General features: G+C 69.7%; 25 protein-coding genes and 3 pseudogenes. 15 read left to right on the forward strand and 13 right to left on the reverse strand.

Going from position 1 to position 26279, the window contains the following annotated elements; all coding sequences use genetic code 11:
• Positions 1-147 precede the first annotated feature (147 nt).
• Positions 148-1035: an alpha/beta fold hydrolase gene (locus tag ACH47Z_RS24050; protein ID WP_399077042.1), complete on the forward strand. Its 888-nt coding sequence runs from the start codon at positions 148-150 to the stop codon at positions 1033-1035.
• A gap of 120 nt (positions 1036-1155) precedes the next feature.
• Here ACH47Z_RS24050 and ACH47Z_RS24055 read toward each other — a convergent pair whose 3' ends face one another.
• Positions 1156-1821, reverse strand: coding sequence for a bifunctional DNA primase/polymerase (locus ACH47Z_RS24055; RefSeq protein ID WP_399076879.1), 666 nt, complete (start codon positions 1819-1821; stop codon positions 1156-1158).
• Positions 1822-2076: 255 nt separating this feature from the next.
• On the opposite strand from ACH47Z_RS24055, the gene ACH47Z_RS24060 reads away from it, so the two are divergent.
• On the forward strand, positions 2077-3462 hold the full coding sequence (locus ACH47Z_RS24060) for a transcriptional regulator (RefSeq protein ID WP_399076881.1): 1386 nt from the start codon (positions 2077-2079) through the stop codon (positions 3460-3462).
• A 160-nt stretch (positions 3463-3622) separates the two neighbouring features.
• Positions 3623-5275, forward strand: a complete 1653-nt coding sequence (locus tag ACH47Z_RS24065) for a hypothetical protein (protein ID WP_399076883.1) — start codon at positions 3623-3625, stop codon at positions 5273-5275.
• 27 nt (positions 5276-5302) lie between these two features.
• On the opposite strand, the gene ACH47Z_RS24070 is transcribed toward ACH47Z_RS24065, so the two are convergent.
• The gene (locus tag ACH47Z_RS24070) at positions 5303-6628 is read right to left on the reverse strand and encodes an ABC transporter substrate-binding protein (RefSeq protein ID WP_399076885.1); all 1326 of its coding nucleotides are present in this window, start codon (positions 6626-6628) and stop codon (positions 5303-5305) included.
• 117 nt (positions 6629-6745) lie between these two features.
• On the opposite strand from ACH47Z_RS24070, the gene ACH47Z_RS24075 reads away from it, so the two are divergent.
• Positions 6746-7246 carry a hypothetical protein gene (locus tag ACH47Z_RS24075; RefSeq protein ID WP_399076887.1) on the forward strand — a complete coding sequence of 167 codons (501 nt, stop codon included), beginning with the start codon at positions 6746-6748 and terminating at the stop codon, positions 7244-7246.
• A gap of 74 nt (positions 7247-7320) precedes the next feature.
• Positions 7321-8202 (forward strand): formyltetrahydrofolate deformylase, encoded by an 882-nt coding sequence (gene purU, locus ACH47Z_RS24080; protein WP_399076889.1) that lies wholly within the window; start codon positions 7321-7323, stop codon positions 8200-8202.
• Positions 8203-8220: 18 nt separating this feature from the next.
• On the opposite strand, the gene ACH47Z_RS24085 is transcribed toward purU, so the two are convergent.
• A complete protein-coding gene (locus tag ACH47Z_RS24085) occupies positions 8221-8733 on the reverse strand; it encodes an EF-hand domain-containing protein (RefSeq protein WP_399076891.1) in 513 nt (170 codons plus the stop codon).
• Between the two features lie 195 nt (positions 8734-8928).
• On the reverse strand, positions 8929-9309 hold the full coding sequence (locus tag ACH47Z_RS24090; RefSeq protein WP_399076893.1) for an STAS domain-containing protein: 381 nt from the start codon (positions 9307-9309) through the stop codon (positions 8929-8931).
• A gap of 357 nt (positions 9310-9666) precedes the next feature.
• On the opposite strand from ACH47Z_RS24090, the gene ACH47Z_RS24095 reads away from it, so the two are divergent.
• The 3 genes from ACH47Z_RS24095 (at position 9667) to ACH47Z_RS24105 (ending at position 12123) form a co-directional block, all read left to right on the forward strand.
• Positions 9667-10248, forward strand: a complete 582-nt coding sequence (locus ACH47Z_RS24095; protein ID WP_399076895.1) for an RNA polymerase sigma factor — start codon at positions 9667-9669, stop codon at positions 10246-10248.
• Positions 10245-11636 (forward strand): zf-HC2 domain-containing protein, encoded by a 1392-nt coding sequence (locus tag ACH47Z_RS24100; RefSeq protein ID WP_399076897.1) that lies wholly within the window; start codon positions 10245-10247, stop codon positions 11634-11636. Before ACH47Z_RS24095 ends, ACH47Z_RS24100 begins: the two co-directional genes overlap by 4 nt.
• A gap of 178 nt (positions 11637-11814) precedes the next feature.
• On the forward strand, positions 11815-12123 hold the full coding sequence (locus ACH47Z_RS24105; RefSeq protein ID WP_399076898.1) for a hypothetical protein: 309 nt from the start codon (positions 11815-11817) through the stop codon (positions 12121-12123).
• A gap of 51 nt (positions 12124-12174) precedes the next feature.
• Here ACH47Z_RS24105 and ACH47Z_RS24110 read toward each other — a convergent pair whose 3' ends face one another.
• Positions 12175-14457, reverse strand: a complete 2283-nt coding sequence (locus tag ACH47Z_RS24110; protein WP_399076900.1) for a hypothetical protein — start codon at positions 14455-14457, stop codon at positions 12175-12177.
• A 379-nt stretch (positions 14458-14836) separates the two neighbouring features.
• Here ACH47Z_RS24110 and ACH47Z_RS24115 point away from each other — a divergent pair, with 379 nt between their 5' ends.
• A complete protein-coding gene (locus ACH47Z_RS24115; protein ID WP_399076902.1) occupies positions 14837-16870 on the forward strand; it encodes an NACHT domain-containing protein in 2034 nt (677 codons plus the stop codon).
• 97 nt (positions 16871-16967) lie between these two features.
• Here ACH47Z_RS24115 and ACH47Z_RS24120 read toward each other — a convergent pair.
• Positions 16968-17494: pseudogene (locus ACH47Z_RS24120) on the reverse strand (DUF1062 domain-containing protein).
• Between the two features lie 99 nt (positions 17495-17593).
• On the opposite strand from ACH47Z_RS24120, the gene ACH47Z_RS24125 reads away from it, so the two are divergent.
• Both ACH47Z_RS24125 and ACH47Z_RS24130 read left to right on the forward strand, forming a co-directional pair.
• Complete coding sequence (locus ACH47Z_RS24125) at positions 17594-18220, forward strand: GyrI-like domain-containing protein (RefSeq protein WP_399076905.1); 627 nt, start codon at positions 17594-17596, stop codon at positions 18218-18220.
• Between the two features lie 218 nt (positions 18221-18438).
• Positions 18439-19206 carry an alpha/beta hydrolase gene (locus ACH47Z_RS24130; RefSeq protein ID WP_399076908.1) on the forward strand — a complete coding sequence of 256 codons (768 nt, stop codon included), beginning with the start codon at positions 18439-18441 and terminating at the stop codon, positions 19204-19206.
• A 67-nt stretch (positions 19207-19273) separates the two neighbouring features.
• On the opposite strand, the gene ACH47Z_RS24135 is transcribed toward ACH47Z_RS24130, so the two are convergent.
• Together ACH47Z_RS24135 and ACH47Z_RS24140 are read right to left on the reverse strand one after the other, a co-directional pair.
• The gene (locus tag ACH47Z_RS24135) at positions 19274-19537 is read right to left on the reverse strand and encodes a hypothetical protein (RefSeq protein ID WP_399076910.1); all 264 of its coding nucleotides are present in this window, start codon (positions 19535-19537) and stop codon (positions 19274-19276) included.
• Positions 19534-19824 carry a hypothetical protein gene (locus ACH47Z_RS24140; RefSeq protein WP_399076912.1) on the reverse strand — a complete coding sequence of 97 codons (291 nt, stop codon included), beginning with the start codon at positions 19822-19824 and terminating at the stop codon, positions 19534-19536. Before ACH47Z_RS24140 ends, ACH47Z_RS24135 begins: the two co-directional genes overlap by 4 nt.
• Positions 19825-19973: 149 nt before the next feature.
• Between ACH47Z_RS24140 and ACH47Z_RS24145 the strand changes: the two genes are divergently transcribed.
• Complete coding sequence (locus tag ACH47Z_RS24145; RefSeq protein WP_399076914.1) at positions 19974-20234, forward strand: GntR family transcriptional regulator; 261 nt, start codon at positions 19974-19976, stop codon at positions 20232-20234.
• A 1-nt stretch (position 20235) separates the two neighbouring features.
• Here ACH47Z_RS24145 and ACH47Z_RS24150 read toward each other — a convergent pair.
• The 4 genes and pseudogenes from ACH47Z_RS24150 to ACH47Z_RS24165 all read right to left on the reverse strand — a co-directional run.
• Positions 20236-20388 (reverse strand): annotated as a pseudogene (locus ACH47Z_RS24150) (protein kinase); the annotation flags it as partial.
• 16 nt (positions 20389-20404) lie between these two features.
• A pseudogene (locus ACH47Z_RS24155) lies at positions 20405-20923 on the reverse strand (GNAT family N-acetyltransferase); the annotation flags it as partial.
• Positions 20924-20963: 40 nt separating this feature from the next.
• Complete coding sequence (locus ACH47Z_RS24160) at positions 20964-21236, reverse strand: hypothetical protein (RefSeq protein ID WP_399076916.1); 273 nt, start codon at positions 21234-21236, stop codon at positions 20964-20966.
• The gene (locus tag ACH47Z_RS24165) at positions 21236-21700 is read right to left on the reverse strand and encodes an SgcJ/EcaC family oxidoreductase (RefSeq protein ID WP_399076918.1); all 465 of its coding nucleotides are present in this window, start codon (positions 21698-21700) and stop codon (positions 21236-21238) included. The genes ACH47Z_RS24160 and ACH47Z_RS24165 overlap by 1 nt, the downstream gene beginning before the upstream one ends.
• A 94-nt stretch (positions 21701-21794) precedes the next feature.
• Between ACH47Z_RS24165 and ACH47Z_RS24170 the strand changes: the two genes are divergently transcribed.
• Positions 21795-22262 (forward strand): MarR family winged helix-turn-helix transcriptional regulator, encoded by a 468-nt coding sequence (locus ACH47Z_RS24170; protein ID WP_399076920.1) that lies wholly within the window; start codon positions 21795-21797, stop codon positions 22260-22262.
• A gap of 73 nt (positions 22263-22335) precedes the next feature.
• On the opposite strand, the gene ACH47Z_RS24175 is transcribed toward ACH47Z_RS24170, so the two are convergent.
• A complete protein-coding gene (locus ACH47Z_RS24175) occupies positions 22336-23850 on the reverse strand; it encodes a class I adenylate-forming enzyme family protein (protein WP_399076922.1) in 1515 nt (504 codons plus the stop codon).
• Positions 23851-23948: 98 nt separating this feature from the next.
• Here ACH47Z_RS24175 and ACH47Z_RS24180 point away from each other — a divergent pair, with 98 nt between their 5' ends.
• A complete protein-coding gene (locus ACH47Z_RS24180) occupies positions 23949-25142 on the forward strand; it encodes an amidohydrolase family protein (RefSeq protein ID WP_399076924.1) in 1194 nt (397 codons plus the stop codon).
• Complete coding sequence (locus ACH47Z_RS24185) at positions 25142-26278, forward strand: acyl-CoA dehydrogenase family protein (RefSeq protein WP_399076926.1); 1137 nt, start codon at positions 25142-25144, stop codon at positions 26276-26278. Before ACH47Z_RS24180 ends, ACH47Z_RS24185 begins: the two co-directional genes overlap by 1 nt.
• The last annotated feature ends 1 nt before the right edge of the window (position 26279 follow it).

Genomic DNA, 26279 nt, shown 5'->3' on the forward strand with positions numbered 1-26279 from the left:
TTTTTCGAATGGGCATTCGATAATCTGCGGCGGAGCGAGCACGGCAACAAGCACGACAGCGACGAGCACGACAGCGACAGCGGCGAGTACGAGCGAGTACGGCAGTACACCGGTACGAGGCAGGCGGAGCTGGGGGGTGCCAGGCCCATGGCACGGCGTATGGACGTGACGGGAGCGGGCGGTGTGCGCCTGGCCGCCTGGGAGTTCGCCGACCCTCCCAAGACGGACCCGGAGACGGACCCGGACCGGGGGGAGGCGGAGCCCGGCGCTCCGGGCGTGCTGTTACTCCACGGCCTGATGGGCCGCGCCTCCCACTGGGCGCCGACGGCCCGCTGGCTGGCCGCCCGCCACCGCGCGGTCGCGCTCGACCAGCGCGGGCACGGCCAGAGCGGCAAACCCCCACAGGCCGCCTTCACGCGTGAGGCCTACGTCGAGGACGCCGAGGCCGCCCTCGAACAGCTCGGCCTCGCCCCCGCCGTCCTCATCGGCCACGCCATGGGCGCGCTGACCGCCTGGCAGCTCGCCGCCAAGCGCCCCGACCTGGTGCGGGGCCTGATCATCTGCGACATGCGGGCCTCCGCGCTCGGCGCGGCCTCGCAGCGCGAGTGGGCCGACTGGTTCCGCTCCTGGCCCGTCCCCTTCGCCACGCTCGCCGACGTCCGCAAGTGGTTCGGCGAGGACGACCCCTGGGTGGAACGCCCGAACCCGGCCCGCGGCGCCTTCTACGCCGAGGTCATGCACGAGTCCCCCGACGGCTGGCGTCCCGTCTTCGAACCCGACCAGATGCTCAGCTCCCGCGAGACCTGGGTGTACGACGCCCACTGGGAGGAACTGGCCCAGGTCCAGTGCCCCACCCTGGTCGTACGAGGCCTGGACGGCGAACTGGGCCGAGCGGAGGCCCAGGAGATGGTCCGGGTGCTGCCGAAGGGCGAGTACGCGGAGGTACCGGACGCGGGTCACCTGGCCCATTACGACCAGCCGACGGCGTGGCGGGCAGCGGTGTCGCCGTTTCTTGATGACTTGCTCGAGGATTGAGCGCCCGAAGGGGCGCGGGGCTGTATCGATATGCGGCTCCGCCGCGTGGGCGCGAGTAACTCACCCCTCACCCGCACTCGCCGACGAATCACCAACCAGGCAGACGAAGAGGCGAACCGGCTACCGATCCCGACCGCACGCATACGCCAACGGCGAGATCAACTCCTCCGCATCCGGCAGCCACCGATTCGCCGGCGTAGGCCGACGCGCCCACTGCACGGCACCACGAGACCCGAACCGAGTCGGTGGAGCGGCCACGTACGACCCCTCGCCCAGCGCCATCAGATCCAGCGACGAAAGCGTCCACCCCAGCTTCCGTACCAGTTCCGGCACCTTCACCGACGCCCCCGGCAGCACGAAGAACTGCATCCGTCGGTCCGGAGCCAGCGTCACCGGCCCCAGCGTCAGCTCCATCCGCTCCATCCGGGCCAGCGCCAGGAACCCCGCGCTCTCCGGGACGGACAGCGCGTCGAAGGTCCGTCCCGTCGGCAGCAGGATCGACGCGGTCGGCTGCTTCTGCCACATCCGGCGCGCGACGGTCGCACTGCCGGTCGCCTGGGTCGCCCAGTCGGGGCGCGTGGGGTGCGCACCCGGCGCAGGGCAGGAGGCCTCGCCGCACGAGCAGCGCTGCATCCCGTCGACGGGTTCCAGCCAGGCCCCCGGGAACACGTCCCAGTGCCGCTCCTCGGCGTACCGTACGGCGGTCTCCAGCAGCGATTCCCCGCGCTGCTGCGGAATCTGACCGGCAATCTGACTGTTCTCGGCGCCCGCGATCGTCTCTTCCACGCTCCACTCAACTCCCACGCCCACCTGGAGTTACGGCCGTAGCGCGCGCGGGGGTGGAGCATGGGTTCCGCAGTCGGGGCGCATGGGTGCACGTCCGGGGGCGCGTGGGAGGAAGCAGGGCGTGAGGTGGGTAGCCAGGGAGGGGGCTGGCATCCGCCTTTACCCCGGCAAACCGTACATGCCGCGCATTGACGGTTTGTCAGCTGGGCAGTGATCTTTCCACCGGGGATCGCAACGCACCGCAGGGGGTAGTACATGGCCGCAAGGCCTCTCGTGGCGAGGCAGCCGAACGAACGGCTGCAGGCACTCATCCAGGAAGCGGGGTGCTCGAACGCCGGGCTGGCCCGGCGGGTCAACATGTGCGGCGCCGAGCACGGTCTCGACCTGCGCTACGACAAGACGTCCGTGGCCCGCTGGCTGCGCGGGCAGCAGCCGCGGGGCCGGGCCCCGGCGATCATCGCGGAGGCGCTCGGGCGCAAGCTCGGCCGTACGGTCACGATCGACGAGATCGGCATGGCCAACGGCAAGAACCTCGCCTCGGGAGTCGGTCTCCAGTTCTCGCCGACGGTACTGGGGGCCATCGAGCAGGTCTGCGAGCTGTGGCGCAGCGACGTGGGGCGCCGGGACTTCCTGTCCGGCTCCTCCGTCGCCGCCTCCGCGCTGGTCGAGCCCAGCCGCGACTGGCTGATCTCCGCGCCGGACGCCCAGGTGGCCCGGCAGGCGGGCCCGCGCGTGGGCCCGGCCGACGTGGCGGCCGTGCGGTCCATGACGCAGGCGCTGACCGATCTGGACCACCAGTTCGGCAGCGGGCATGTCCGCCCGGTCGTCGTGCACTACCTCAACAGCGTCGTCTCCGGGCTGCTCGCGGGCTCGTACCGGGAGGCGGTCGGGCGGGAACTCTTCGCCGCCGTCGCCCGGTTGACCGAGCTGGCGGGCTACATGGCGGTGGACACCGGCCAACCGGGCCTGGCCCAGCGGTACTACATCCAGTCGCTGCGCCTCGCCCAGGCCGCCGGGGACCGTGGTTACGGCGGCTATGTGCTGGCCGCGTCCATGAGCCACCTCGCCGCGCAGCTCGGAAACCCGCGCGAGATCGCCCAGTTGGCGCGGGCGGCGCAGGAGGGGGCGCGCGGGCACGTGACCCCGCGTGTGGAGGCGATGTTCCACGCGGCCGAGGCACGCGGGCACGCCCTGCTCGGCGACGCACGCGCGGCGCAGGCGTCCATCGGGCGGGCGGTCACGGCGATGGAGCAGGCGGACGACGCCTCCGGGGACGACCCGGCGTGGATCGCGCACTTCGACGAGGCCTATCTGGCCGACGAGTTGGCGCACTGCCACCGCGACCTCGGCCAGCCCGAGCAGGCGGCCCGGTACGCCGGGCAGTCACTGGCCGGGCATCCCGAGTCCCGGGCCCGCCGCCGCGCCATCGGCTATGTGCTGCTCGCCACGGCCCAGGTGCAGCAGCGCGAGGTCGAACAGGCCTGCACCACCGGCCTGAAGGCGGTGGAGCTGCTGGAGACGCTCCGCTCCAACCGGGGCGCCGAGTATCTGGAGGATCTCCAGCAGCGCCTGGAACCCTTCCGGGAGGAGGCGGTGGTACGGGAGTTCGGGGCACGCCTCGATCTCCAGCAGGCCGCTTGACCACCAACCCCGCGGCGCTCACCGCACCGCGCTCCGCGGGGTGACGTGTTACCACCGTCACAGGGACCGAGATCGAGCCATGAGCTGCGTGGCACCCGGCTCGGGGGACCCGGTAGCGTGAGCCGACGATTCACAAGGTCCCCCATTAGTAGGAGTCCCGGTGACGCAGAGTGGACAACGCGAGGAGCCCTCGGCGCAGCCCGCGCGCGAAGGCATCGTGCTGCCCTCCGACGGAGGCGAGCCCGTGCTGCCGGGCATGACCGGCGCGCCCGCTCCCGCAGCCCCGCCCGGCGGGCAGGCCTGGGGCGGTTCCTGGGGGCCCGAGCAGCAGCAGTCCCAGCCGGGCCAGGGCTGGCCCCCGGCACCGGCCCAGCAGTGGGGCGCCCCGGCCGCTCAGCCGCCCGCGGCGGACCCCGGCCCGCTCCCCCCGGAGGGCGCCCCGGCCCCGTCGTACGGCGGCCAGCCGCCCGCCTACGGCCCCGGCGGGCAGGGCGGCGCGTACGGTGCACCCGAGCCGTACCAGCACCAGCCCCAGCAGCCGCCGTATCAGCCGCAGTTCCCGTCGGCCGCCGCCCCGCTGCCGCCCGCCGCGCATCCCGGCGCGCTGCCGCCGGCGGCCGACGGCGCGACGCAGTACATACCGCCGGTCCCGGCCGCCCCCGTGCCCGCCGACGAGGGCGCCACGCAGTACATACCGCCCGTGCCGGCCGCCCCGGCCGAGGGCGCGACCCAGTACCTGCCGCCGGTACCGGCCGCCGCCGCGCCGGCCGACGGGGCGACGCAGTACATACCGCCGGTGACGCCCGGCGCGCTGCCGCCCGAGTCGGGCGGCGAGGAGACCCGCTACCTGGGCATCACCCCGCAGCACCCGGCACCCGCGACCGCACCCGTGTCGTCGGACGCCGAGGCCACCCAGTACATCCCGCCGTACGCCGCCCAGGCGCAGGCGCAGGGCGCGGACCGGCAGCCGCCGGCCGAGTTCGACAACCTCTTCCGCAGCGGCCCGGCGGGCGGTGACGGCCCGGCCGGGTCCACCCAGCAGCTGCCGCGCGTCCAGCAGCCGGACGCCTACCCCGGCCCGGCGCAGGCGCATGCCCCGGCGCAGTCGTCGTATGCCCAGTCGCAACCGGCGTACGGCGCGCAGCAACCGGCGTACGACCCGGCGCACGACGACGACCGGCCTCGGCGGCGGTCGCGGGTGCCGCTGATCGCGGGCATCGGCGTCGGCATCGTCGTCATCGGCGTGGGCGCCGGCGCGCTCCTCAGCGACAGCGGCGGCAAGGGCAACGACAGCAAGACGGTCGCCGCTGCCTCCCCGGCCGCGGGCCAGGGTTCCTCCGCGCCCGCCGGCGACCCCGCCCGGCAGCAGGCGGTCGAGCTGGACAAGCTGCTCGCCGACAGCGGCAGCAGCCGCGCCTCGGTGATCAAGGCGGTGGCCGACGTCAAGCAGTGCGACAACCTCGACGGCGCCGCCTCGAACCTGCGGGACGCGGCCAGGCAGCGCAACGACCTGGTCACCCGGCTCGGCAAGCTGTCCGTCGACAAGCTGCCGGACAACGGCGCCCTCACCGACGCCCTGACCAGGGCCTGGCAGGCCTCCGCCGCGGCCGACAACCACTACGCGGCCTGGGCCGACCAGGTGGGCGGCGGCCGCAAGAGCTGCCGCAAGGGCCATGCCAAGGTCACCGGCGAGGCCCAGGCCGGCAACCGGGAGAGCGGTACCGCCACCGAGCAGAAGCAGAAGGCGGCGGGGCTGTGGAACGCGATCGCGAAGAAGTACGGCCTGACCGAGCGCCAGCCCACCCAGCTGTGACGCGCCCAGCGGTGACGCGCCCCGCCGTCACCGCACGTCGGCGTTCTCCAGCGTCTGCGTCATGTCGCCGGTGCCGTTCGTGCCGCCGATGTTCGTGCGGGCCGCGACCAGCTGACCGTTCTGCACGACCTGGAGGGTGACGTTGGCGTTGACCAGGCGCGGGAAGCCGACGGAGGCGAGCTTGCCCTCGTAGGGCCAGCTCAGGGTCGGGGTGAGGCCGCCGGTGGAGACGTGCAGGCCGCCGCTGAGGGTGCGGCGCACGGAGTCGGCGGTCACGTCGCCCGAGCCGATCTTCTCCAGGACGGCCTTCAGCACGGTGTAGGCGATCCAGGTGGTCTGCACTCCGGCGTCCGCGGGGTCGATGCGGTTGTCGCCGAAGGCCTCCTCGTTGATCACCTTCTTCATCTGGTCCCAGCGCGCGTCGGACGCCGGCGGGTACCAGCCGGTGATGTACGCCCCCTCGTACGGGCCGGACGCCCCGCCCGTGGAGTTGATCACGGTCTGGTCGACGCTGCCGAGGACGGTCGCCATGCGCACGTCGGGGTAGGTCTCGCGGGCCCGGCGGAAGGAGTCCATGAAGGTGTCGGTGCGGTCCCCGAGCGCGGGCACCACGCAGCCCTTGCGGGCCGCGTTCCTGGTCGCGTCGCGCAGCGCATGGTCGGACTGGGAGCTGTACTCGGTGACGTCCTCGGGAGCCAGCACGTCCTCCGCGGTCGCGTGCCCGCCCGCCTTCAGGCCCGAGTTCAGCAGCGGGGGCAGCTGGTCGCCGACGATGCTGTCGGGGCGGACCAGGGAGACGTTTCCGCAGGTGGCCGCGAGGGCCTTGCCGAGACCGGCGAGAAGGGCGGGCTGGCCGCCGTTGACCGGGTACGACATCTGGCCGGTGAACTCGCCGCTGGTCACGCCGTAGCCGCCTATGTAGGGGATGCCGGCGCCCTCCAGCGGGGCGAGGTAGGAGTCGCTGAACTGGCTGTAGGAGCCGACGACCGCCACGACGTCCTCGTCGGCGGCCTGCCGGGCGCACTTGGCGGCGGCCACGCTGTCGTTGTGGTCGTTGCAGGTCAGGATCTCCAGCTTGCGGCCGTCGATGCCGCCGTGGTCGTTGATCCACTTGCCGTAGGCCCGGGCCATCGCGGGCATGCCGGGCTTGTTGGTGGCGTCGGTGTTCTCCGGCGCCCAGGTCATGACCTTGATCGGGTCATCCCCGGAGCCCCCCGTGGCACCGGGGATGACCCCGCATCCGGCGGTGAGCGACGCACAGAGAGCCACGGCACCCACGGACAGGGCGCCGGCTCTGACGGGCCGGGAGAAGAAGTGGGGAAGGGTCGTGCGGGTACGTCGCCTGCCGGTCATGGAGGACCACGATTCCCTCACACTGCTAACCCGGGAGTGACCCTCGGTCAACGAAAGGTGACGCGGAGGTGAATTACGGGGGCTGGTGAGGTGCGTGTGGCGAGGAACGTACGATCGATGACCGTGCAAGGTTCGGAGAACTCTTCCCGTCGTGGCCGTCGCTCCTTCACCATGGGCGGCATGCCTCTAAGCGACATGCCGTGGTGGCGCTGGCGCAGCAATGTGCGCTCGGCGCTGCACATGCTCTCCGACCCGGTGTTCCAGCGGGACGTCTGGCTGGCCGGCGTGGACGGGTACGGCGACGTCACCGACGCCGTGTACCGGCTGGTGGAGGACACCTGGCTGGACAACTGGTCCGCCGAGAAGTACGTCGGCACGATCTTCCGGGACTCGCAGGAGGCGGCGCTCGTCGACACCGCCGTACTGCGGGTGCTGCGGATCATGCACCAGGTCGGCCCGGACGCGCCGGTCGCCGCCTACCTCGAGCACGAGGGCTGGCCGGAGGCGGTGCGGGCGGCGCGGGACGCGCACCTTCGCCTCGCGGCGAGCGACGGCGACGATCCGGACACGCCACCGAAGACCCTGGAAGTGCTGCGGATCATGACGAGGACCGCGTAGAAGGACTCATGGGCGTGTCCCGCCCTGCGGGACGACTGCCCACGGCGGGGCGGCCGTATGGGAACCTGTAGTGCATGAATGAGCAGTCCGCGCCCGCCGCCGCACCGGCCGCCCAGTACGTCCTCACCCTCTCCTGCCCGGACAAGCAGGGCATCGTGCACGCCGTGTCCAGCTATCTGTTCATGACCGGCTGCAACATCGAGGACAGCCAGCAGTTCGGCGACCACGACACCGGTCTGTTCTTCATGCGCGTCCACTTCTCGGCCGAAGCGCCGGTGACGGTGGAGAAGCTGCGGGCGAGCTTCGCGGCGATCGGCGACTCGTTCCACATGGACTGGCAGATCAACCGGGCCGACGCGAAGATGCGCATCGTGCTCATGGTCAGCAAGTTCGGGCACTGCCTGAACGACCTGCTCTTCCGGGCCCGGATCGGCGCGCTGCCCGTGGAGATCGTGGGTGTGGTGTCCAATCACACGGACTTCCAGGAGCTGGTGGGCTCCTACAACATCCCCTTCCATCACATCCCCGTGACGAGGGACAACAAGGCGGAGGCCGAGGGCCGGCTGCTGGAGATCGTCCGCGAGGAGGGCGTCGAGCTGGTCGTCCTCGCCCGCTACATGCAGGTCCTGTCGGACGACCTGTGCAAGCAGCTCAGCGGCCGGATCATCAACATCCACCACTCCTTCCTGCCGAGTTTCAAGGGCGCCAAGCCGTACCACCAGGCACACGCGCGTGGCGTGAAGCTGATCGGCGCGACCGCCCACTATGTGACGGCCGACCTCGACGAGGGGCCGATCATCGAGCAGGAGGTCGAGCGGGTGGCACACGATGTCACCCCTGACCAGCTGGTGGCCGTCGGGCGGGATGTGGAGTGCCAGGCGCTGGCGCGGGCCGTCAAGTGGCATGCCGAGCGGCGGATTCTGCTCAACGGGCGGCGGACGGTCGTGTTCGCCTGAGGGCTCGGGGCGCCGTATTCACTCGGAGATGGTGAAGTAGCCCGCGAACGCCGGGACGATCTCCGTCTCGCTGACCACACCGTCGCCGTCCGTGTCGAGGGCGGCGGCGGTCGTCGTGGCCACGGCGTCCGGTACGTGCAGTACCCGCAGGACTCGAGCGGTGTCGGCGACCGTGATGCGGCCGTCGGCGTCCGTGTCCGCCACCGCCAGGGCCGCGTGCAGGAAGGGGCGGGCGATCTCGGCGAAGCGGGCGGGGTTGTCGCGCAGGCGCTTGACCGCGCCGGTGACGAACTCCTCGCGGGTGATGCGCTGGTCGCCGTCACGGTCCGCGATGCCGGCCATGCCCTGCCAGAACGCCTCCGCGCCGGCGTACAGCGCCTGCCCCTTGTCGGAGCGGGCGGGCACGGCGAACTCGGTGAGCAGCGCCTTGGCCGCCGTACTGAAGTCCTCGCGGTCGATCCAGCCGTTGCCGTCCTGGTCGAAGCCGGCGAAGCGGGCGGCGATCCTGCGTTCGTACTCGGTGCTGGGCATGTCTGTTCGGGCCGCCTTACGTGTGCGTGGGTCGTGCACGGTCGATCTCGCACGGAGCGTACGACGTCGGGTGGCCGCGAGGTGGCGGGAAACCGGCGGTTGTGCCAAGACCGGGGGAATTCCGGGACAGACGTGTGGGCTTGTCGCGAAGACCGCGGCGACCGCGGCGAGCGCGGCGAGGGCCATGGCGGGGCCTCAGGCCGACAGCGGGTCCGTCTCGTCGGCCGTGGCGGCGTCGAGGTCGGGACGGACGTCGAACAGTCGGCGTACGCCGAGCGCGCCGAGGACCCGGTTGACATGGGAGCCGTCGACGGCGCCCCGGTCCGGCAGGATCAGTCGCAGCCGGCCCTGACAGGAGCGGATCAGCCGGCGGGCGGCGATGAGGACGCCGACCCCGCTGGAGTCGCAGAAGAACACCTCGGAGAGGTCCACGACGAGGCTGTGGTGCCCGTCGGCGACGGCGTCGTGCACCCGCTGGCGCAGCACCGGTGAAGTCATCAGGTCCAGTTCGCCGGACACCCGCAGGACGGCCCACTCGCCCTGTTCGACGCCGGTCACGTTGATTGTCACGGCCATGCCCCTCCGCTCGCCGGAACTCTCGGAATCGCGGGAGCCGCCTGGAAGCGGAAGCGGCTCCTACGCTTGCTTCCGCGCGGCTGCCCAGCGGCGGTTCCCTGAAACGTCGTGCAGCAAACCGGACGTGATCGACAAGGGGCTTGTTTCGGTCACTATCGATCGAGTTCGATCGGAGATGCGTCAGAGATGCCCGCTTCTCGCGTGAAGGTTGTGTGAAGAGGGCACTATCACCAGCGATACCTCGAGGGGCGTGCATTGTCAGGAAGGGGCGTGCGCTGTCAGAGGTGCCGACTACATTCGAGGAGACGGTGCAGACACGCTGGACGGGCCGGAGCACGGGTGAGGGGAGGGGACCGCATGGCCAAGAAGGACGTACCACCCCGCTGGGACCGCACGATGCAGCAGCGGCTCGCCCGCGGTGAGGCGGCCGCCCTGGGCGAGCTGTACGACAGATTCGCCTCGCTCGTGCACAACCTCGCCCATCGCGTCCTCGGCGACGAGAAGGCCGCCGACACCGTCACCCGCGAGGTCTTCGCCCACGTCTGGGAGCACCCCGAGAGCTACGACCCCCAACAGGGCCCGCTGCGCTCCTGGGTGGCCGGCGTGACCCACCGGCTCGCGGTGCAGCGGCTGCGCGACAGCGAGACCGCCGCGCTGCCCCGGGAGGCCGGCGCCGCCCCGGAGGAAACGGCGGAGCTGGAGCGCAAGGTGCGCCGCGCCTCGGTCGCCGCCCGCGCCGACTTCATCGTCCACTCCATGCCCGCCCCCCTGCGCGCCGCGCTCGAACTGGCCTACTTCCAGCGCCGCGACTACCGCCAGACCGCCGTCGACCTCGGCGTCACCGAGGACGAGGCCCGCCGCCGGCTCCGCCTCGGCCTGCAACTGCTCTCCACCGCCTACGACGCCGGAATGCCTCCGGGACACGGGGGTGCGGTGTGAGCGGAGCGGACCGGTTCGAGGCGCACGACGAGCACGAGGGGTGCGACGACCACGAGGGGTACGGCGATGACGGCGGCCCGGATGAGAAGCCCGACCGGGAACGCCCTCGTCAGGATGATGGTTGCGGCTCCGGACAGGTGCCGTCCGGCTCCGGTGGGCCCGTGCCGGACCGGCCGCGCACACCGACGCCCCGCGCCACCGTGGAGGACGGCGGACACCCGCTGCCCGACCTCGCCGACCTGGGGGAGCTCGCGCCCGTGCCGCTCGACCTGCCGCACGACGTCCTGAAGTCGCTCCTCGGCGCCTGGGCGCTGGCCGCCTGCTCGGCGGCCGAGACGGCGGCCGTCGAGGACCACCTGGGCTCCTGCGGCAGCTGCGCCGACGAGGCCCGCCGGCTGCGTGAGGCGGTCGGCCTGCTGCACCAGCCGGAGAGCCTCGACCTGGACCCGGGGCTGCGCACCCGCGTCCTGGAGGCCTGCCTGGACCGCCGGCCGCCGCGCATCCCGCTGCCGTCCTGGGCGGCGCCGTACGACGCCGAGGCCGCGCGGCTGGATGCCCTGCTGCAGGACTTCGGGGACGCCGAGTGGCACGCGCCGGTACGGCTGCGCTGGTTCGCGGGCGACGAGCCGACAAGCCGTCGTACGACCGTGGCCGGTGTGATCGCCCACCTGCTGTCGGTGGACGGAATGGTCGCGCTCACGCTCGGCCTGGAGGACCCGCTGGCCGAGATCACCGGCGCGCAGGGCGCCGACGCGACCGGCCCGGCGGAACGCACCGAGGCGTTCTGGCGGACCTCCCACTTCCCGCCGACCCGCTCGGTGCGCGGACCCTGGCGGGAGCAGAGCCACAGCCTGGTGCGCACGGTGGCCTTCACGGACAGCCACGCGGGCGGACTCCCGGTGTCCTACGGCGACTTCTCCCTCCCGCTGCACGACGCCATGCTGGACCGCGCCTTCGAGTGCTGGGTGCACGCCGAGGACATCGCGGAGGCGGTCGACTATCCCTACGAGCCGCCCGCCCCGCGCCACCTGAACAAGATGATCGACCTCGCGGCCCGCATGCTCCCGGCCGTACTCGCCGAACGCCGCCGCGCGGGCCGCTCCGCACCCGGCGAGACCCCGCACCTGGTCGCGGCGGGCACACCCGGCCGCAGCCTCCGCCTGGAGATCGAGGGCGCGGCGGGCGGCGAGTGGTTCATCCCGCTGGACTCCCCGGCGGCGGTGGGCTCGGCGGAGTTCGAGGTGGCCCATGTCGCCCTGGACGGCGTGGAGTTCTGCCGCCTCGCCGCCGGCCACATCCCCCCGGAGGAAGCGGCCGCCGGCCAGCACGGCGACCGCCAGGCGATCAAGGATGTGCTGTTCGCCACGGCGGGGTTGAGCCGGATGTGAGCTTGCCCCCTTCCGGGGAGCCTCCGAACTGCGGAGCCACGACATGCGCGTTGCTCCCCCACGCAGGGGGTGGGGCATGAGTGTGGCACCGGAGGTTGATGCCGTTCGGCGGGGTGCCCCCGCATCCGGGACTCCGCGCGCCGCTGTCCGCTGCCGGGCGGTCGCCTACGCCCCGGGTATGTCGATGATCGTGCTCGGCGAGTGCCGGGCGAACTCTTCGGGTTCGGCGCTGCGTTGGCTGCACGATCGGGCGGCGAGGCTTACGAGACGGTCGGTCGCCGGGTTGGGCCAGCCCGTGCGCGCCTGGCTGCGCGACGCCGGAGAGCTGGAGCGGGCGCTTGCCCTTGTGGCGGCCGGGAAGTCCTACGTCTCCACAGCTGTGGACACGTGGGGCATGCGGTACGCCTTCACCGCGGAGCCGGTCGGCGGTGCCGTGGAGCCGCTGGTGTACCGGTGGGAGGGGGCGGAGTGGCGGCGGAGGACGTAGCACCAGTTCCTCGGACGCTCGCCTCCATCGCCAGCGGCATCTGGCGCCACCTCAGCGTGCACCGGAGCCGGCACGGGCGACCACCGGTACCGGCTCTGGATACGGCTTGGCCGCGAGGCCGTGCGCTTTCCGGAAGGACGAAATTGTGACCCACGCCAGCCTGGGGTTGACGGTAAATTCGGAGCGCACCTGCGCCAGCCGTGACAGACAGCCATCGCCAGCACCAAAGGAAAGGCGCTCCACCGCCTCCTGCACCAAAGAGTCGTTGAACATGCCGATCAACGTCGAGCAGAAGTAGATGTAGGCGGCCACCTCCAGGCTGAGGTGGTTCAGCTCTTCGTGAGCGGATCGCACAGCATCAGGATCACTCGCAGACGAGGAAATCCCGCCCGCAATGCGATCCACCTCGTCCAGCAAGGAATCGGAAGTTGGTTCCGGCACACGGTCCAGGGCCTCGTGGAGGGTGCAGATGAAAAGGCCGACATTGGGTTCGAAGTCGATGCGTTGTGCGGCGACTTCCATCGCATGGATCTTCCGTGCCAGGTCGGCCCGCACCATGGCCCGGGTCAGCGCCTCCAGCGTGCGACCGGATTCTTGCTTTCCTTTGGCGAGCGAGACCAGGTCCCGAGCCGCGCGTATGAGGTCTCGCGGTAGCCCTCCGGAGATGACGTGACAGAGGCAGAGGAAAGCCTCGGGCATTCCGATGACGCGGCGCCGCATCAGAATTCGCGACATGGACAGGTCGGCCGGACGCAGATCTACCACGGTGTCCAAGGATGAGTCGAATGCGTCACGAACAGGTAGTCCGCGTCGCTCGAACGAGCTCATCGCATTGTTCGAGACGGATATCAGGTAGAAGCAGTCCTCCCGCCCGAAGATACCCTTGATGTCATTGATGAACTGGTAAACCTGGTCGTCCGAGTCAATCTTGTCCAGCTCATCGATGCCGATGAATATTTTCCGGTTGACTGCCAGTGTCCTCAGGAAGTCGTTCAGGCGTGCCACGATTTCCGGGAATGCCATGGGCTTCTCCGTCATCGTCGTGTTCGCGGAAACTCCCGCCTCGAGCCCGACCGGGATCTTGACCCCCGTGGACCAGGTGCGGGACACCGATTGCTGGTATGCCAGCCCGCGGAGCAGTGCCGAAGCCTCGGCCACGTCCTTGCCGTGCACTGCCGCGATCCTGCTGAACTCGTCCGCCCCTCGCCGATGCCTCCCGCGGTGGATCGTCCAGAACACCGAACCCAGGCAGGAAGCGAAGATCAAAATGATGGCCGGAGCGAGGTTGGCCGGTGGTTTCCAGCCGATGACGGAGGTGATCAGCAGGAAGACACCCCAGCAACCTGCGAATGTGAGGGCGGTCAGAATACCAAGGTCGAGAGGTGTGTAAGCGGCAGGACCTTCTTCGTCATCTCGGCGGGGATTCTGTGACAGAATATTCTCGGGCGCGACAGCGCCGCACACCCTGGAAAAGAGCAGTAGGACGAACTCCCGCGCATCGTATTTGACCGGTGCCGGGACCAGGACCCGGACCGGCGGATTCTCGGTCAGGTACTCCGCGACAGGGGCATGCTCCTTGGAGCAGAAGTGTCGCAGCAACGTGGTCTTTCCGACGCCGCGTGGTCCCGATATACCGATGCTGCCGCCGGGCATCGTAGAGATCAACTGATCGATCTCATACACGGCCGGCACGGCGATGAGGAACTGTGGATCCTCAAGCTCCGCCAGTCCTTTTGGGTCGCTGATGTCAAGAGTCAGGGAATACGAGGGCTTTCGGCGGTTGATCTCCTCGCGCAGTAGCCCGGACACTGCTCGCGTTCGGAGGGTGAATCGCCACTCGTCCCATGCGGTCTCGCGATTCTTCATCAGCACGCTGTACCGAGAGGTCTCGGCGGCCGGGATGTTCTCGCGTCGCGAACCATGGACCTTTCTGTATACAGCACGTCCTGGGATGAAAAATACGGCAATGAGGATAAGAATTCCGGAGATTTTCCAGATAGGCCCGCCGAGGCCAAGGGCAACGATAGCGGCAGTCAAACTGATCGCAATCCCGCCGAGCGAGCGCAGAAATAGGAGGATCTTTCTGGGTGTCACCCGCCGGGCCTCCGCGGCAAACATTTTTTGCATGGCCTCGGCGTGCTGCTCAAAATCCTGCAGACGGCTGAATTCTGCTGAGTAAGCCGACTCCAGATCTTCTCGCCGTTTCTTTATTTCCTTCTTTAGCTCATCGGCGGAAACCCCGGCCTCGCGCATCCCTGAGACGATTTCCGGCTCCGCCAGGACATCGGAGATCGCGCTGTCGATCTCCTCCTGCTGTACTTCTTCCCAGTCCATTACCGCTCACCTGCCGTCAGACGGCGGCTCCCCGCTGAGTGATACTTCCAGACTGGCCCGGCCAACGATTCCCCGCCACATGGGCTGGGACTGTTGGCCGGTGCCGGGGAACGACAGGCCCGAGGTTCAGGCGGCGCGGCCGGAAGGGGCGAGCGGCACAGGTGCCGGATGCTGATCGTTCCGCCATCCCGCCACAGAAGTAGCCCGAGCTGCGAGCCGCTGCGGTCGGCCGCACGCTGATCCCATGGAGCGTTCGCTGGGTGCGGGCCGTGCGCTCCAAGACGTGAGTCACCCGTGTCACGATCAGCAGGGAGCCAGTTGGTGTAACCACATGAGACACGTTCTTCGACAGGACTGGTTTCGACGGCCAGCGGGACTGTTGCTGGCCGCCGCATGCCTGGCGCTCGCTGCCTGGGCTGTCTTCTCCTTGGCCAGCAGCCACAAGACGGACGTATCCACAGTGGTGGGCTTGGCGGCCGGCCTTCTCGCGGTGGCCGGCGCGGCGGGGCGACTGCTCAAGCCTCCGGATGTGGATCTGACTCAGGCAGCCGGGAACCTGGCCGTGGCGGTACAGGCCGGTGAACTGGCGCAGCGCACCCAGCTGCTGGGCGGCGACAACGAGCCCATCGACGTGGCCTTCATGCTCCGCGCAGCACCGTCCCGGGTCGCTGCCGGTGCTGCCGGTACGGGAACCCTGCGCGAGATCACCGACTACTACCGCCGCCTTCAGCCGCAGCGGCTGATCATCACCGGAGCCGCCGGGGCGGGCAAGACCGTCCTGGCGGTCGAGCTCATGCTGGGCCTGCTCGAACAGCGGAAATCCGACGAGCCGGTGCCTGTGCGCCTGCCCCTGGCCGGCTGGGACACCACCCAACCGCTCGACGACTGGCTGACCCACGAGCTGGCGGACATTTACCAGCTCAGCACAGCAACCGCCAGGCGTCTGGTGGACCAGCGGCGTGTCCTGCCCGTCCTGGACGGCTTGGACGAAATGGACCCGCAGGGCAGCCCAGCCGGCTCTTCACGTGCCGCCGACGCCCTGGCGGCCCTGAACCGGTACCAGGCCGGTCGCCAGAAGGCGGCCCTCGTGCTGACCTGCCGCACCACCACCTACGACACGCTGGCGGCCAGCACCCGCCTGCTGGATGCCGCCCGCGTCGAAGTGGAACCTGTCACCGCCGACCAGGCACAAGCCTTCGTGACCGCTCGGGTGCTCGACCCCCAGCCGTGGCAGCCAGTCATCGACCACGCCCAAGGCAGCCCGCACGGAGCAGTCGCACAGGTGCTGTCCACCCCCTGGCTACTCACCCTGGCCGTGACCGTGTACGAAGCCGAGGGCGACCCCACCGAACTGCTCCGATTCACCGACCTCGAGACCCTGCGCGACCATCTGCTGGACTGCTTTGTGCCGGCCGCCACCGAACTGCACGCCAGGGCGGGCAACCGTGCCCATCATCCCGAACAGGTCGAGCGCTGGCTGAGGATCCTCGCTCGTTACCTCAACGACAACATCCGCGCCCCTCGCACGGTCGGGGGCCAACTGCTGCCCGGCACCGATCTCGTCCTGCACCGCCTCTGGCCCCTCGCCGGAACCCGCGCCCTCATGGTCGAAGCGGCCATCAACGGCACCGCCGGGATTCTCGTCGTCACCTGGATGGTCCATTCCACGTTCATGGCCACAAGCGCCGTCCTCGCGCTCCTGGCCATCAGCTGGATCGCCGTGGCGATCACGACGGCTTGGCCTGCACCGAAGGGCGTCGATCCAGGCCGTCTCCGCACGCCCGCCGGACGCCGCGCAGCTATGGGACCCCTCGCCGTAGGTCTTGTCGTGGGGCTTGCCCTGTCGCTGGCAGTTGCCCTGACACTGGCAACCGATCCGACGCTTCCCTTCGCATCGGCCCTGCTCACCGTCACGCTGCCCCAGTTTCTGCCGATCGGCCTGATCGCCGGGCTTGCCTTCGGACTTCGCCTCAACCTGGAGACCGCAGCACCTGGTGGCAGGAAACCGGGTCCGACTGACCTCGTCCGCGCCGACCTACGCGCGGGACTGTCGGTGGGCTTCCTTGCCGGGATCGCCGGAGCCCTTGCAGTGGACATCGCCGAAATCGCCGCAGGCCATTTCGAAGCCACCGTCCACTACTGGATCCAGAGCTTGGTACCTGAAGCACTGCTTGACGGGGGCATCCTGGCTGTCCTCTTCGGGCTCATCTGGGCCGGTGCCTGGCGCCGCTACCTCGCGACCCTGCTCTGCACACGCGGACGCCTGCCGTGGCGCCTCGGCCGCTTCCTCGCCTGGGCCTACGACGCAGGGCTGCTCCGAATCGCCGGTGTCGCGTACCAGTTCCGACACCGCGAACTGCAAGACCATCTCGCAGAACGCCAGAGAGCGGACGGCAGCAACAGCCCTGAATGAGTAGGGCAGCCATAGCCGGAGGCCCTGGGGAGCGGCGCGGTCTGGCCGGGGCCTGTCCGGCGGATCATGCCGGACAGGCCCGTGGTCCCGTGGAGGCTCAGTGCTTGAGCGTGAAGGTGAAGTCGCCGGAGAGCTTGCCGCTCAGCCAGACTGCCGAAACGAGCTTCCCCTCCGTGATCAGTCGCTCGACCTCGGCCCGCGAAAGGCCGCAACCGTCGGCGATCAGTCGCACCGGCCGGACAGGGATCCGCGCCGCAAAGCGGACCGAGACGTCGATCACCTCGTGGTCCAGGTGATCCGATTCGCCGGTGTCGAGGCGCCAGGCGTTGTCCCAGTCGAGGGCGATGCGATTACGGCACTGCACGACCGGATCCTGGAGCAGCTCAGCTGCCAGGCCAGGGTCGTTGTCATGCATCCGGTCCAGCAGCTCCGGTCGTACGGAGCGCACGTTCATCCGCTCGAAGACCGTGAGCTTTACCGTGTCCCCGCAAGCCGTACAGAGCACGAGGAGCCAGGCGTCAAGGAGCTTGTGGTTGCGTTGACGCGAAATTTGCCGTTTGCCCGGAAGCGCTCGGACGCGCACGCGTGGCAACGGTGGAGAACGGTGGGCAGGCAGGTGGGCATGACTTGGCTCGGCAGCACGGTGGGGCAGTACAGCGGCGCCGATCCACTGGTTTTCGAGCGCCTCACCGCCAGGTTCCACTCACAGGGAGGTTCCCCGGCATGACTACCAAGTACGACGTCAAGCGCGAGTTCAAGAAGTGCTACGCGCCCAAGAACACCGACTGGGAGCTCGTCGACATCCCCGAGCTCCGCTTCCTCGCCATCGACGGGCACGGCGACCCGAACACCACCGCCGCGTACCGCCACGCGGTCGAGGCGCTCTACGCGGTGGCCTATACCGCCAAGTTCGCGAGCAAAGGCAGCCTCGGCAAGGACTTCGTCGTGGGCCCACTCGAGGGACTGTGGTGGGCGGACGACATGAACGACTTCCTGGCCAGGCTCAAGGACAACTGGCGATGGAGACTGCTCATCAACATCCCCGACTGGATCACTGGCGGCGCGATCGAAGACGCCAAGCAAACCGCCCTGACCAAGAAGAACCTTCCGGCCATTCCGGACGTTCGGTCAGAGACGCTGCACGAGGGCACCAGCGTCCAGGTCCTCCACATCGGCCCCTACGACGACGAGACACCGATCCTGACCAGGCTGCACCACGACTACCTCCCCGCCAACAACTTGCGGGAGGCGGGGTTGCACCACGAGATCTACCTCAGCGACCCACGCAGGACTGACCCCGCCAAGCTCAGGACGATTCTGCGGCAACCCGTAGAAGCGCAATCCGGGTGAGAGACGTCGGCTTGAGTCGTGATCACATGGCAGGAAAAGGGTTGAGGGAATGATGATCAAGCTGGTAGCTTCCAGTGGACCGTGAAACCGCCCGAGGAGGTGAGACCCGTGAACGCTGTATCGACGTGGGTGCTCCCCCTTTCCCTCACGGTGGGCGATTGACGTAGGTGTCGCCGGGAGAGCCTCGATCACCAGGCACTTCCGAAAGGCAACACCTCATGCACTCTCTGCAGTTCACCGCCGAGTCGTCCGCCAACGGGATGGTCGAGCGCGACTTCACCGTGGGCGAGGTCCCCGGTGTCCTCTGGTCGCCCGCATCCGGCGCGGCTGATCGCGCGCCCCTGATCCTGATGGGCCACGGCGGCGGCAACCACAAGAAGCACCCCGCGATGACGGGCCGCGCCCAGCTCCTCGTGAACGGCTGCGGCTTCCACGTCGCCGTCATCGACGCGCCCGGTCACGGCGACCGGCCGCGCACGGCACACGACGAGGCGGAAATCGCCGAGCTGTTCCGGGCGCGCGCGGCCGGCGAGCCGGAAGGCCCGATCGTCGTCCGCTACAACGACCACCTGGCGGAACTCGCCGTGCCCGAGTACCAGGCCACCCTGGACGCCCTCCAGCAACTTCCGGAGATCGGCACTGACGGGCTGGTCGGCTACTGGGGCATCAACATGGGCACCGCGATCGGAATACCGTTCGTGGCGATCGAACCCAGGATCACGGCCGCGGTCTTCGGTCAGCACTGGCCCGACGTCCTGGCCGAGAAGGCGAAGCAGATCACCATCCCGGTCGAGTTCGACCTGCAGTGGGACGACGAGCACATCTCGCGCGAGGAGGGTCTCGCGCTGTTCGACGCCTTCGCCTCGAAGGAGAAGTCCCTGCACGTGAACTCGGGCAGGCACAAGGAACTGCCCCGGTTCGAGGCCGACAGCGCGGTCCGCTTCTTCGCCCGGCACCTCGGCCGAGCGGTCAGCGCGTCGGCCTGATCACCGACAAGGTCGACGGCGCCAGAAGGGGTGCCCAGCTTCGGGGCACCCCTTGCCGGCATGGCGCCTATCGACAGTCTGCCTCGTCCACGATCAGGCCGACGCACTCACCGAGCGCCATGTACAACGGCGATACGAAGGCGGCGAGTTCGGCGTCGGAGGCGTTGCCCGCGTCCAGTACGGCGCCTACGACGGCGAGCAGTACGGCGGCGGACTCGAGGGCGTGAACGTCGGCCAGTGCTTCGAGGCGGCCGCCGGGCCGCGTGACCGCGTAGGCCTCTTTGCCGGTGGCCGGGTCGATGCCGAGGCTGCGCAGACGCGGCGCGCTCATACGGCGACCTCCAGCGGGACGGCGTAGTCCTGGCCCATGGTCGCCAGTACGGCTGCCCGTCGCCGTTCGCGTTGAAGACGCCGCCGGTCGAGTTCATCGCGTTCGCGTTCCCAGAGGACGACGTACGGCCGGACGAGGGGCTGGCCGTCGGCGAGGACGACGGGCAGGGGCGGCTTGACGGGCCTGGGCGGCAGGGTCGGGCTGGTCGGAGTACGTGCCGGGGTGGCGCGATGGGTGCCCCTTGGGGGCAGGAAGAGACGCAGGATCGCGGTCAGTAGGCTGCGCACAGGTCGACTCCAGTTCAGTCGGCTCAGGCCCTGGCGAGGAAGTAGCCGCTTCCCGCTGGGGCCGATCTCTTTCGTGGAAGCAGGCTAGCGTAGATAACCGTGGATAACTACGGATGTGTGGAAAGCCATGGTCACCCAGGCTGAAGGTCATGGACCTTGACCGCACGCGCCCGCTCTGGCGGCAGATCGCAGCGGAGATCATCCGACGTATCACGGACGGCACGTATCCCCCGGGCAGTCGTGTGCCGTCCACTCTGGAGATCGCCCAGGAGTTCGGCGTGGTCAACGCGACTGCGGCGAAGGCCATGCGGTACGTGCGGGAGCAGGGCTGGACGCGTGGCGAGGTCGGGCTGGGAACTTTCGTCTCCGACCCTCTGCCACCCGCAGCCGAAGAGACGTCGACTTCCTGAATCAAAGGCAGCTCAGGGCCTTGCCCACCTCGCGAATGGTGGGCCTGGACTCAGGAGCCGGGCTGAGCATGGCGTCGATCAGTTCGCCCATCTCGCCAGGCACCTTCACGGGCCGACGCTTGCCGCTCGCCACGGCCCTTCTCTGTGAGGCCCGTGAACATCTCTGCGGGGATCCGGTACAGCACACACTGGCGAAGCGGCCCTTCCGGCACGCTCGAATCCTCGAAGTCGTCGACCGGGTCTCGGGTCATGCCTATCCGGCGCATCACTGCCTGGGAGCGAAGGTTGCGGACGGTCGTCGACGCTACGACTTCCGGCAGCCCGATGATCTCGAAGCCGAAGGCCAGGCAGGCCAGGGCGGCCTCACTGGCGTAGCCGTGACCCCACGCCGAACGCTTCAACCGCCACCCGATATCCACCCCGGCGAACGGCATGTCCTCGCCCACCTCGTCCAAGCCGGCGCGGCCGATGAACTCGCCGGTCTCCCGCACTTCGAGCGCCCACCAGCCGAAACCTCGCTCGTCGAACACGGCCTGCATGGATGCCACCACGGCATCACTTTGCTCCCGCGTCAGCAGGCCCCCCAGGTGCTCTCGGACCTCGGGATCGGCGTTCATCGCCGCCCACGGTTCGAGGTCCGACTCCCGCCACCGGCGAAGCAGGAGACGATCGGTACGCAGCTCGGGCATGCCACCCAGCTAACGCGATCACGATCAGCGTGTCGATCGGTTATCGAGCCCTACGACGCTCGCCAGAGCCAGACTCACTGAGCAGATGGACGCGCTGCTCGGCGATGAGCTCGGCCACCCGCTCCAGTCCGTCGGCCGTGACGAGGTCCGCGACGACGCACTCGTGGCCCGGGTCGACCTCGGCCGTCAGCGGGTGGAGCCGCTCCTCGTGGCTGGCCACCGCGATGACGCGGTAGCCCTCGCCCGCCAGCCGGCGGGCGAGCTCGCGCCCGACCCGGCGCTCGCTCCGGTTCCAGCTCTGTGCGGTGGACATCAACGCGCCGCGGGCCGGGTCGCAGGCTGCAAGCGGAACGAGATGGCCTCGAACAGCGGCTTGCGCTGGGTCTTTTGGACGGCGGCGATCCGCCACTGCCCGTCGCTCTCGCGGACGACCGCGTAGGTGGCAAACTTGCCCAGCCGCTTGGGCCGGCCGCTGCCCTTGTGGACGTCTCCACGGGCGACGACGACGGCCGTGTCCGGCCCGTAGAAGCGGTGACTCTCGATCTCCAGGGTCAGTGCGGTGCCCTTCAGGAAGCCGTCGAACAGGGCCTGGTGGGCGCGCCCGATTTCGGCGCCTCCGTGGTAGACGGTGCCGACGTACGTGACGTCGGTGGCGTCCTCGGTGAACTGCTCGCCGTACGTGGTGCCGTCGCCATTGCCCCACGCGGTGCAGGTGCGCTCAAGCAGGTCGCGGATCGCGGTGGTGTCGGCCTCGCGGGCGGTGCGGTCCTCGGACATGGTGTTCCTCCCCCGGCATGGTAACTTCTTTGAAGAAGTTACTGCTTTGAAGATTTCTCTTCTTCGAGGAAGAGATTAGGGAAGGGGGAAGCCCGTGTCAACGCCCTCCACGCGATCCGACGCGAGCGAGGTCTACCGGCGGTACCTGAGCGCGGTGATGCTGCACGGCCATGCGAGCGCCAAGGCCTGCGGGCTCGGCGCCACCGACCTGTACGCGCTGAACATCCTTCAGCTGGCCGGGCCGATGACCCCTGGCGAAGTGTCCGCGCGCACCGGCCTGACCACCGGTCCGACCACACGCCTGATCGACCGGCTGGAGCAGGCCGGCTACGTGCGCCGGGCGCCTGACCCCGGAGACCGGCGCAAGGTGATCGTCGAACCGGTCGGCCGGCCCGCCGACCTCGACCGGGTGATGGCCCCCGCGCGGCAGCGGATCGGCGAGATCCTGAGCGGCTACTCGGGCGAGCAGCTCGACACCCTCCTCGACTACTTCGCCCGCGCGGCCGAGGCGTACCAGGAGACGGCCAAGCAACTGCGGACCGAAGACGACCCGGCCGGCTAACCGATTCCGCTGGCCGGTACGCCGTACCCGCTCCGTCCCAAGTGGACGGGGCCGAGGTGGGTTGCCCGAGCGCCTAAGGCAACGGTCGGGAAAACCGCTCCCGCAGCTTGTACTTCAGCACCTTCCGCAGGGTGTCGTTGCGTGGCAGCTCCTCCACCACGTCCAGGCGTTCCGGCAGCTTGTGCACGGAGAGGCCGGCAGTCCGCAGGTACGTGACGACGTCCGGCAAGGTCAACTCCTCGGCCCCCGGCGGCTGTTCCACCACCGCACACACCAGCTCCCCCCGCTCCGCGTCCGGCAGGCCGATCACCGCCACGTCGGCGACCGCCGGATGCGCGGCCAGCAGGTCCTCGATCTCCTTGGCCGAGATGTTCTCCCCTTTGCGGATGATCACGTCCTTCAGCCGGCCGGTGAGGACCAGGTGGCCCGAGTCCGTGACATGGCCCAGGTCGCCCGTGCGGAGGAAGCCGTCGGCGTCGAAGGCGGCGGCCGTCTGGGCGGGGTCCAGATAGCCCTGGCAGACGGCCTCGCCGCGCAGTCGCACCTCGCCGTCGACGATCCGGATCTCCATGCCCGCCGGAGGGCGGCCCTCGGTCGTCGCCAGGTTCTCGGCCGTGTCCTCCGGGTCGCCCATGGTGATCATCGGGACCTCCGTCATGCCGTAACCGTGCGTCAGCTGGACGCCCATCTCGCGGACGACGCAGTGGTAGACCTCCGGGGGTTTGGGGGCGCCGCCGCCCGCGAGGAGGCGTAGGGAGGGGATCACCTTCGCGCCCGGCTGCTTGCGCTGCTCGGTCAGGAACATTGAGTAGAACGCCGTCGAACCGCCGGCCACCGTCACCCCGTGCCGCCGGTACTCCTCCAGTGCGTCCGGCAGGGCGAACTGCTCGAACATCACCGCCGGGAAGCCGTACAACAGCAGCATCACCGTGTAGTCGGGGCCGGCTATGTGCGCGTACGGGAACGCCATCGAGCCCACGTCGTCCGCCGTGAGCCGCAGCGCGTGCGCCAGGCAGGAGCCGCCCGCGATCAGGGAACGGTCGGTGTGCAGGACGCCCTTGGGATCGGAGGTGGTGCCCGAGGTCCAGTAGATCCAGCGGACCGAGGTGCCCTCGGAGGGGGGAGCGGGGAGCGTCGACGGGTCGCCGTCCGGCAAGGAGTCGTCGTCGTACGCCTCGAAGACGCCCTTCGCGCCCAGCCGACGCGCCATCTCCGAGTGGTCGTGGCCCCGCCACACCCCCGGCACCGCGAAGAACTCCGCCTTCGACTCGCGCAGTGCGAAGCCGACCTCCCGGTCCCGGTAGAAGGGGATGACCGGGGACTGTACGGCGCCCAGGCGGGCCAGCGCGAAGGACAGCAGGGCGGTCTCGATGCGGGTGGGCAGCTGCCAGGCGACCACCGTGCCGGGGCGCACCCCCATGTCGTACAGGCCCGCCGCGACCCGCTCCGCGCGCGTACGCAGTGCGCCGAAGGTCAGGCGGCGGTCGCCCTGGAGAAGGACGGGCCGGTCGGGGGTGAGGCGGGCCCGGCGGACCACCAGGTCCCACAGCGTCGGTGCGGAACTCAGAGCGTGCGGGGTCTCGTTCATGTCGCCCCCTGCTTGGCTGACGTCACGTCAGATGCCATGCTATCTGACGGACCATCAGATAAGTACGGTCCGGTGGAGGAGAACGCGGAGGGGAAAACATGACCGAACTGCCCCGCATCATCAGCGTCGACGACCACGTGATCGAGCCCGCCCACCTCTTCGAGACCTGGTTGCCGGCCAGGTACCGGGACCGGGGGCCCAAGCCGCTGACCGCCGGGATCGGTGAACTGGCCTACGTCGGCGGGAAGTACCAGATCACCATGGATCCGGCGGGACAGCCGACGGACTGGTGGATCTACGAGGACCTGAAGTTCCCGTACAAGCGCAACATCGCCGCCGTCGGGTTCGACCGGGACGAGATGACGCTGGAGGGGATCACCCGGGAGCAGATGCGGCCCGGGTGCTGGGATCCCGTCGAGCGCCTGAAGGACATGGATCTCAACCACGTCGAGGCCAGCCTCTGCTTCCCGACCTTCCCCCGCTTCTGCGGGCAGACCTTCGCCGAGGCGCACGACAAGGAGGTCGGCCTCGCCTGTGTGCGCGCCTACAACGACTGGATGGTGGAGGAGTGGTGCGGGGGCAGCGGGGGGCGGCTGATCCCGTTGTGTCTCATTCCGCTGTGGGATGTCGAGCTGGCCGTTGCCGAGATCCGGCGGAACGCCGAAAGGGGGGTGCGGGCCGTCACCTTCTCCGAGATCCCCACCCATCTCGGGCTGCCGTCCATCCACTCCGGCTACTGGGACCCGTTCTTCGCCGTGTGCCAGGAGACGGGGACCGTCGTCAACATGCACATCGGCAGCAGCTCGCAGATGCCCGCCGCCTCCCCGGACGCCCCGCCCGCCGTCCAGGCCTCGCTCAGCTTCAACAACGCGATGGCCTCGATGATGGACTACCTCTTCAGCGGGGTCCTGGTCCGCTTCCCGCGCCTGACACTCGCCTATTCCGAAGGGCAGATGGGCTGGGTGCCGTACGCCCTGGAGCGCGCCGACGACGTGTGGGAGGAGCACCGGGCCTGGGGCGGGGTCAGGGATCTCATCCCCGAGCCGCCGTCGACGTACTACTACCGGCAGATCTTCTGCTGCTTCTTCCGTGACCGGCACGGGGTCGCCTCGATCGACGTCGTCGGCCGCGACAACGCCACCTTCGAGACCGACTACCCGCACGTCGACTCGACCTTCCCGCACACCAAAGAGGTCGCGCTCGACCATGTGAAGGGCCTGGACGAGGAGACGGTCTACAAGCTGATGCGGGGCAACGCCATCCGCATGCTCGGACTGGATCTCGACCGGTAATGGACCTGACCTGCACGCCCGAGGAGGAGGAGTTCCGGGTCCGGTTGCGGGAGTGGCTGGCCAAGGTGCTGCCCACCCTCCCGGCCAAGCCCTCGCCCGACGACTGGCCGGGCCGCCGCGCCTACGACCTCGGCTGGCAGCGGACGCTCCACGACGCCGGGTACGCCGACGTCCACTGGGACGCCTCCCCGACCACCCGGCTGATCTTCCTGGAGGAGACCGAGCGCGCGGGGGCGCCCTATGTGGGGGCGAACTTCGTGGGCCTGCTGCACGCCGGCCCGACCATCGCGGCCGAGGGCACCGCCGAGCAGCGGGCGCGCTGGCTGCCGCCGATCCTGCGCGGGGAGGAGGTGTGGTGCCAGGGGTTCAGCGAGCCGGGTGCCGGCTCCGATCTCGCCGCACTGTGCACGCGCGCGCGTAGGGACGGGGATGTCTACGTGGTGAGCGGGTCCAAGATCTGGACCTCGCACGCCGAGGTCGCCGACTGGTGCGAGCTGCTCGTCCGCACCGACCTCGACGCGCCCAGGCACCAGGGCATCACCTGGCTCGCGATGCCCATGGACGCGGACGGCATCACCGTACGGCCGCTGCGTACGCTCGCCGGGTCGGCCGAGTTCGCGGAGGTGTTCCTGGACGAGGTGCGGGTGCCGGTGGCCAACCGGGTGGGCGAGGAGAACGACGGCTGGCGCGTGACCATGGTGACCCTGTCCTTCGAGCGCGGTACGGCCTTCGTCGGCGAGGTGGTGGCCTGTCGGCGCGTGCTGGGTGAACTCGCCCGTGCCGCACGGGAGAACGGCCGCTGGGACGATCCCGTGCTACGGCGCCGGCTCGGGCGGCTGGAGGCGGAGTTCCGGGCGCTGTGGCGACTGACCCAGTGGAACGTGAGCGCGGCGGAGGCGAGCGGGGGTGGCGTGCCGGGCGTCGGCGGCTCCCTCTTCAAGCTCCGCTACTCGCACGCCCGCCAGGACCTGTACGACGCGGCGGCGGACGTACTCGGCCCGGACCGCCTCGACCTGGACCGGCCGTGGGTCCTCGACCGCCTGTCGTCCCTGTCGTACACGATCGCCGCCGGCACCTCGCAGATCCAGCGCACCATCGTGGCCGAGCGGATCCTCGGTCTGCCGAGGGGGAGATGAG

It is taken from the genome of Streptomyces sp. NPDC020192 (assembly GCF_044388685.1).
Lineage (GTDB): Bacteria > Actinomycetota > Actinomycetes > Streptomycetales > Streptomycetaceae > Streptomyces.

Coding starts and splice junctions, on each gene's coding strand:
- ACH47Z_RS24050 (WP_399077042.1), top strand. CDS start 148: ATGGCACGGCGTATGGACGTGACGGGAGCGGGCGGTGTGCGCCTGGCC.
- ACH47Z_RS24060 (WP_399076881.1), top strand. CDS start 2,077: ATGGCCGCAAGGCCTCTCGTGGCGAGGCAGCCGAACGAACGGCTGCAG.
- ACH47Z_RS24070 (WP_399076885.1), bottom strand. CDS start 6,628: ATGACCGGCAGGCGACGTACCCGCACGACCCTTCCCCACTTCTTCTCC.
- ACH47Z_RS24075 (WP_399076887.1), top strand. CDS start 6,746: ATGACCGTGCAAGGTTCGGAGAACTCTTCCCGTCGTGGCCGTCGCTCC.
- purU (WP_399076889.1), top strand. CDS start 7,321: ATGAATGAGCAGTCCGCGCCCGCCGCCGCACCGGCCGCCCAGTACGTC.
- ACH47Z_RS24085 (WP_399076891.1), bottom strand. CDS start 8,733: ATGCCCAGCACCGAGTACGAACGCAGGATCGCCGCCCGCTTCGCCGGC.
- ACH47Z_RS24090 (WP_399076893.1), bottom strand. CDS start 9,309: ATGGCCGTGACAATCAACGTGACCGGCGTCGAACAGGGCGAGTGGGCC.
- ACH47Z_RS24095 (WP_399076895.1), top strand. CDS start 9,667: ATGGCCAAGAAGGACGTACCACCCCGCTGGGACCGCACGATGCAGCAG.
- ACH47Z_RS24105 (WP_399076898.1), top strand. CDS start 11,815: ATGTCGATGATCGTGCTCGGCGAGTGCCGGGCGAACTCTTCGGGTTCG.
- ACH47Z_RS24110 (WP_399076900.1), bottom strand. CDS start 14,457: ATGGACTGGGAAGAAGTACAGCAGGAGGAGATCGACAGCGCGATCTCC.
- ACH47Z_RS24125 (WP_399076905.1), top strand. CDS start 17,594: ATGACTACCAAGTACGACGTCAAGCGCGAGTTCAAGAAGTGCTACGCG.
- ACH47Z_RS24130 (WP_399076908.1), top strand. CDS start 18,439: ATGCACTCTCTGCAGTTCACCGCCGAGTCGTCCGCCAACGGGATGGTC.
- ACH47Z_RS24135 (WP_399076910.1), bottom strand. CDS start 19,537: ATGAGCGCGCCGCGTCTGCGCAGCCTCGGCATCGACCCGGCCACCGGC.
- ACH47Z_RS24145 (WP_399076914.1), top strand. CDS start 19,974: ATGGACCTTGACCGCACGCGCCCGCTCTGGCGGCAGATCGCAGCGGAG.
- ACH47Z_RS24160 (WP_399076916.1), bottom strand. CDS start 21,236: ATGTCCACCGCACAGAGCTGGAACCGGAGCGAGCGCCGGGTCGGGCGC.
- ACH47Z_RS24165 (WP_399076918.1), bottom strand. CDS start 21,700: ATGTCCGAGGACCGCACCGCCCGCGAGGCCGACACCACCGCGATCCGC.
- ACH47Z_RS24175 (WP_399076922.1), bottom strand. CDS start 23,850: ATGAACGAGACCCCGCACGCTCTGAGTTCCGCACCGACGCTGTGGGAC.
- ACH47Z_RS24180 (WP_399076924.1), top strand. CDS start 23,949: ATGACCGAACTGCCCCGCATCATCAGCGTCGACGACCACGTGATCGAG.
- ACH47Z_RS24185 (WP_399076926.1), top strand. CDS start 25,142: ATGGACCTGACCTGCACGCCCGAGGAGGAGGAGTTCCGGGTCCGGTTG.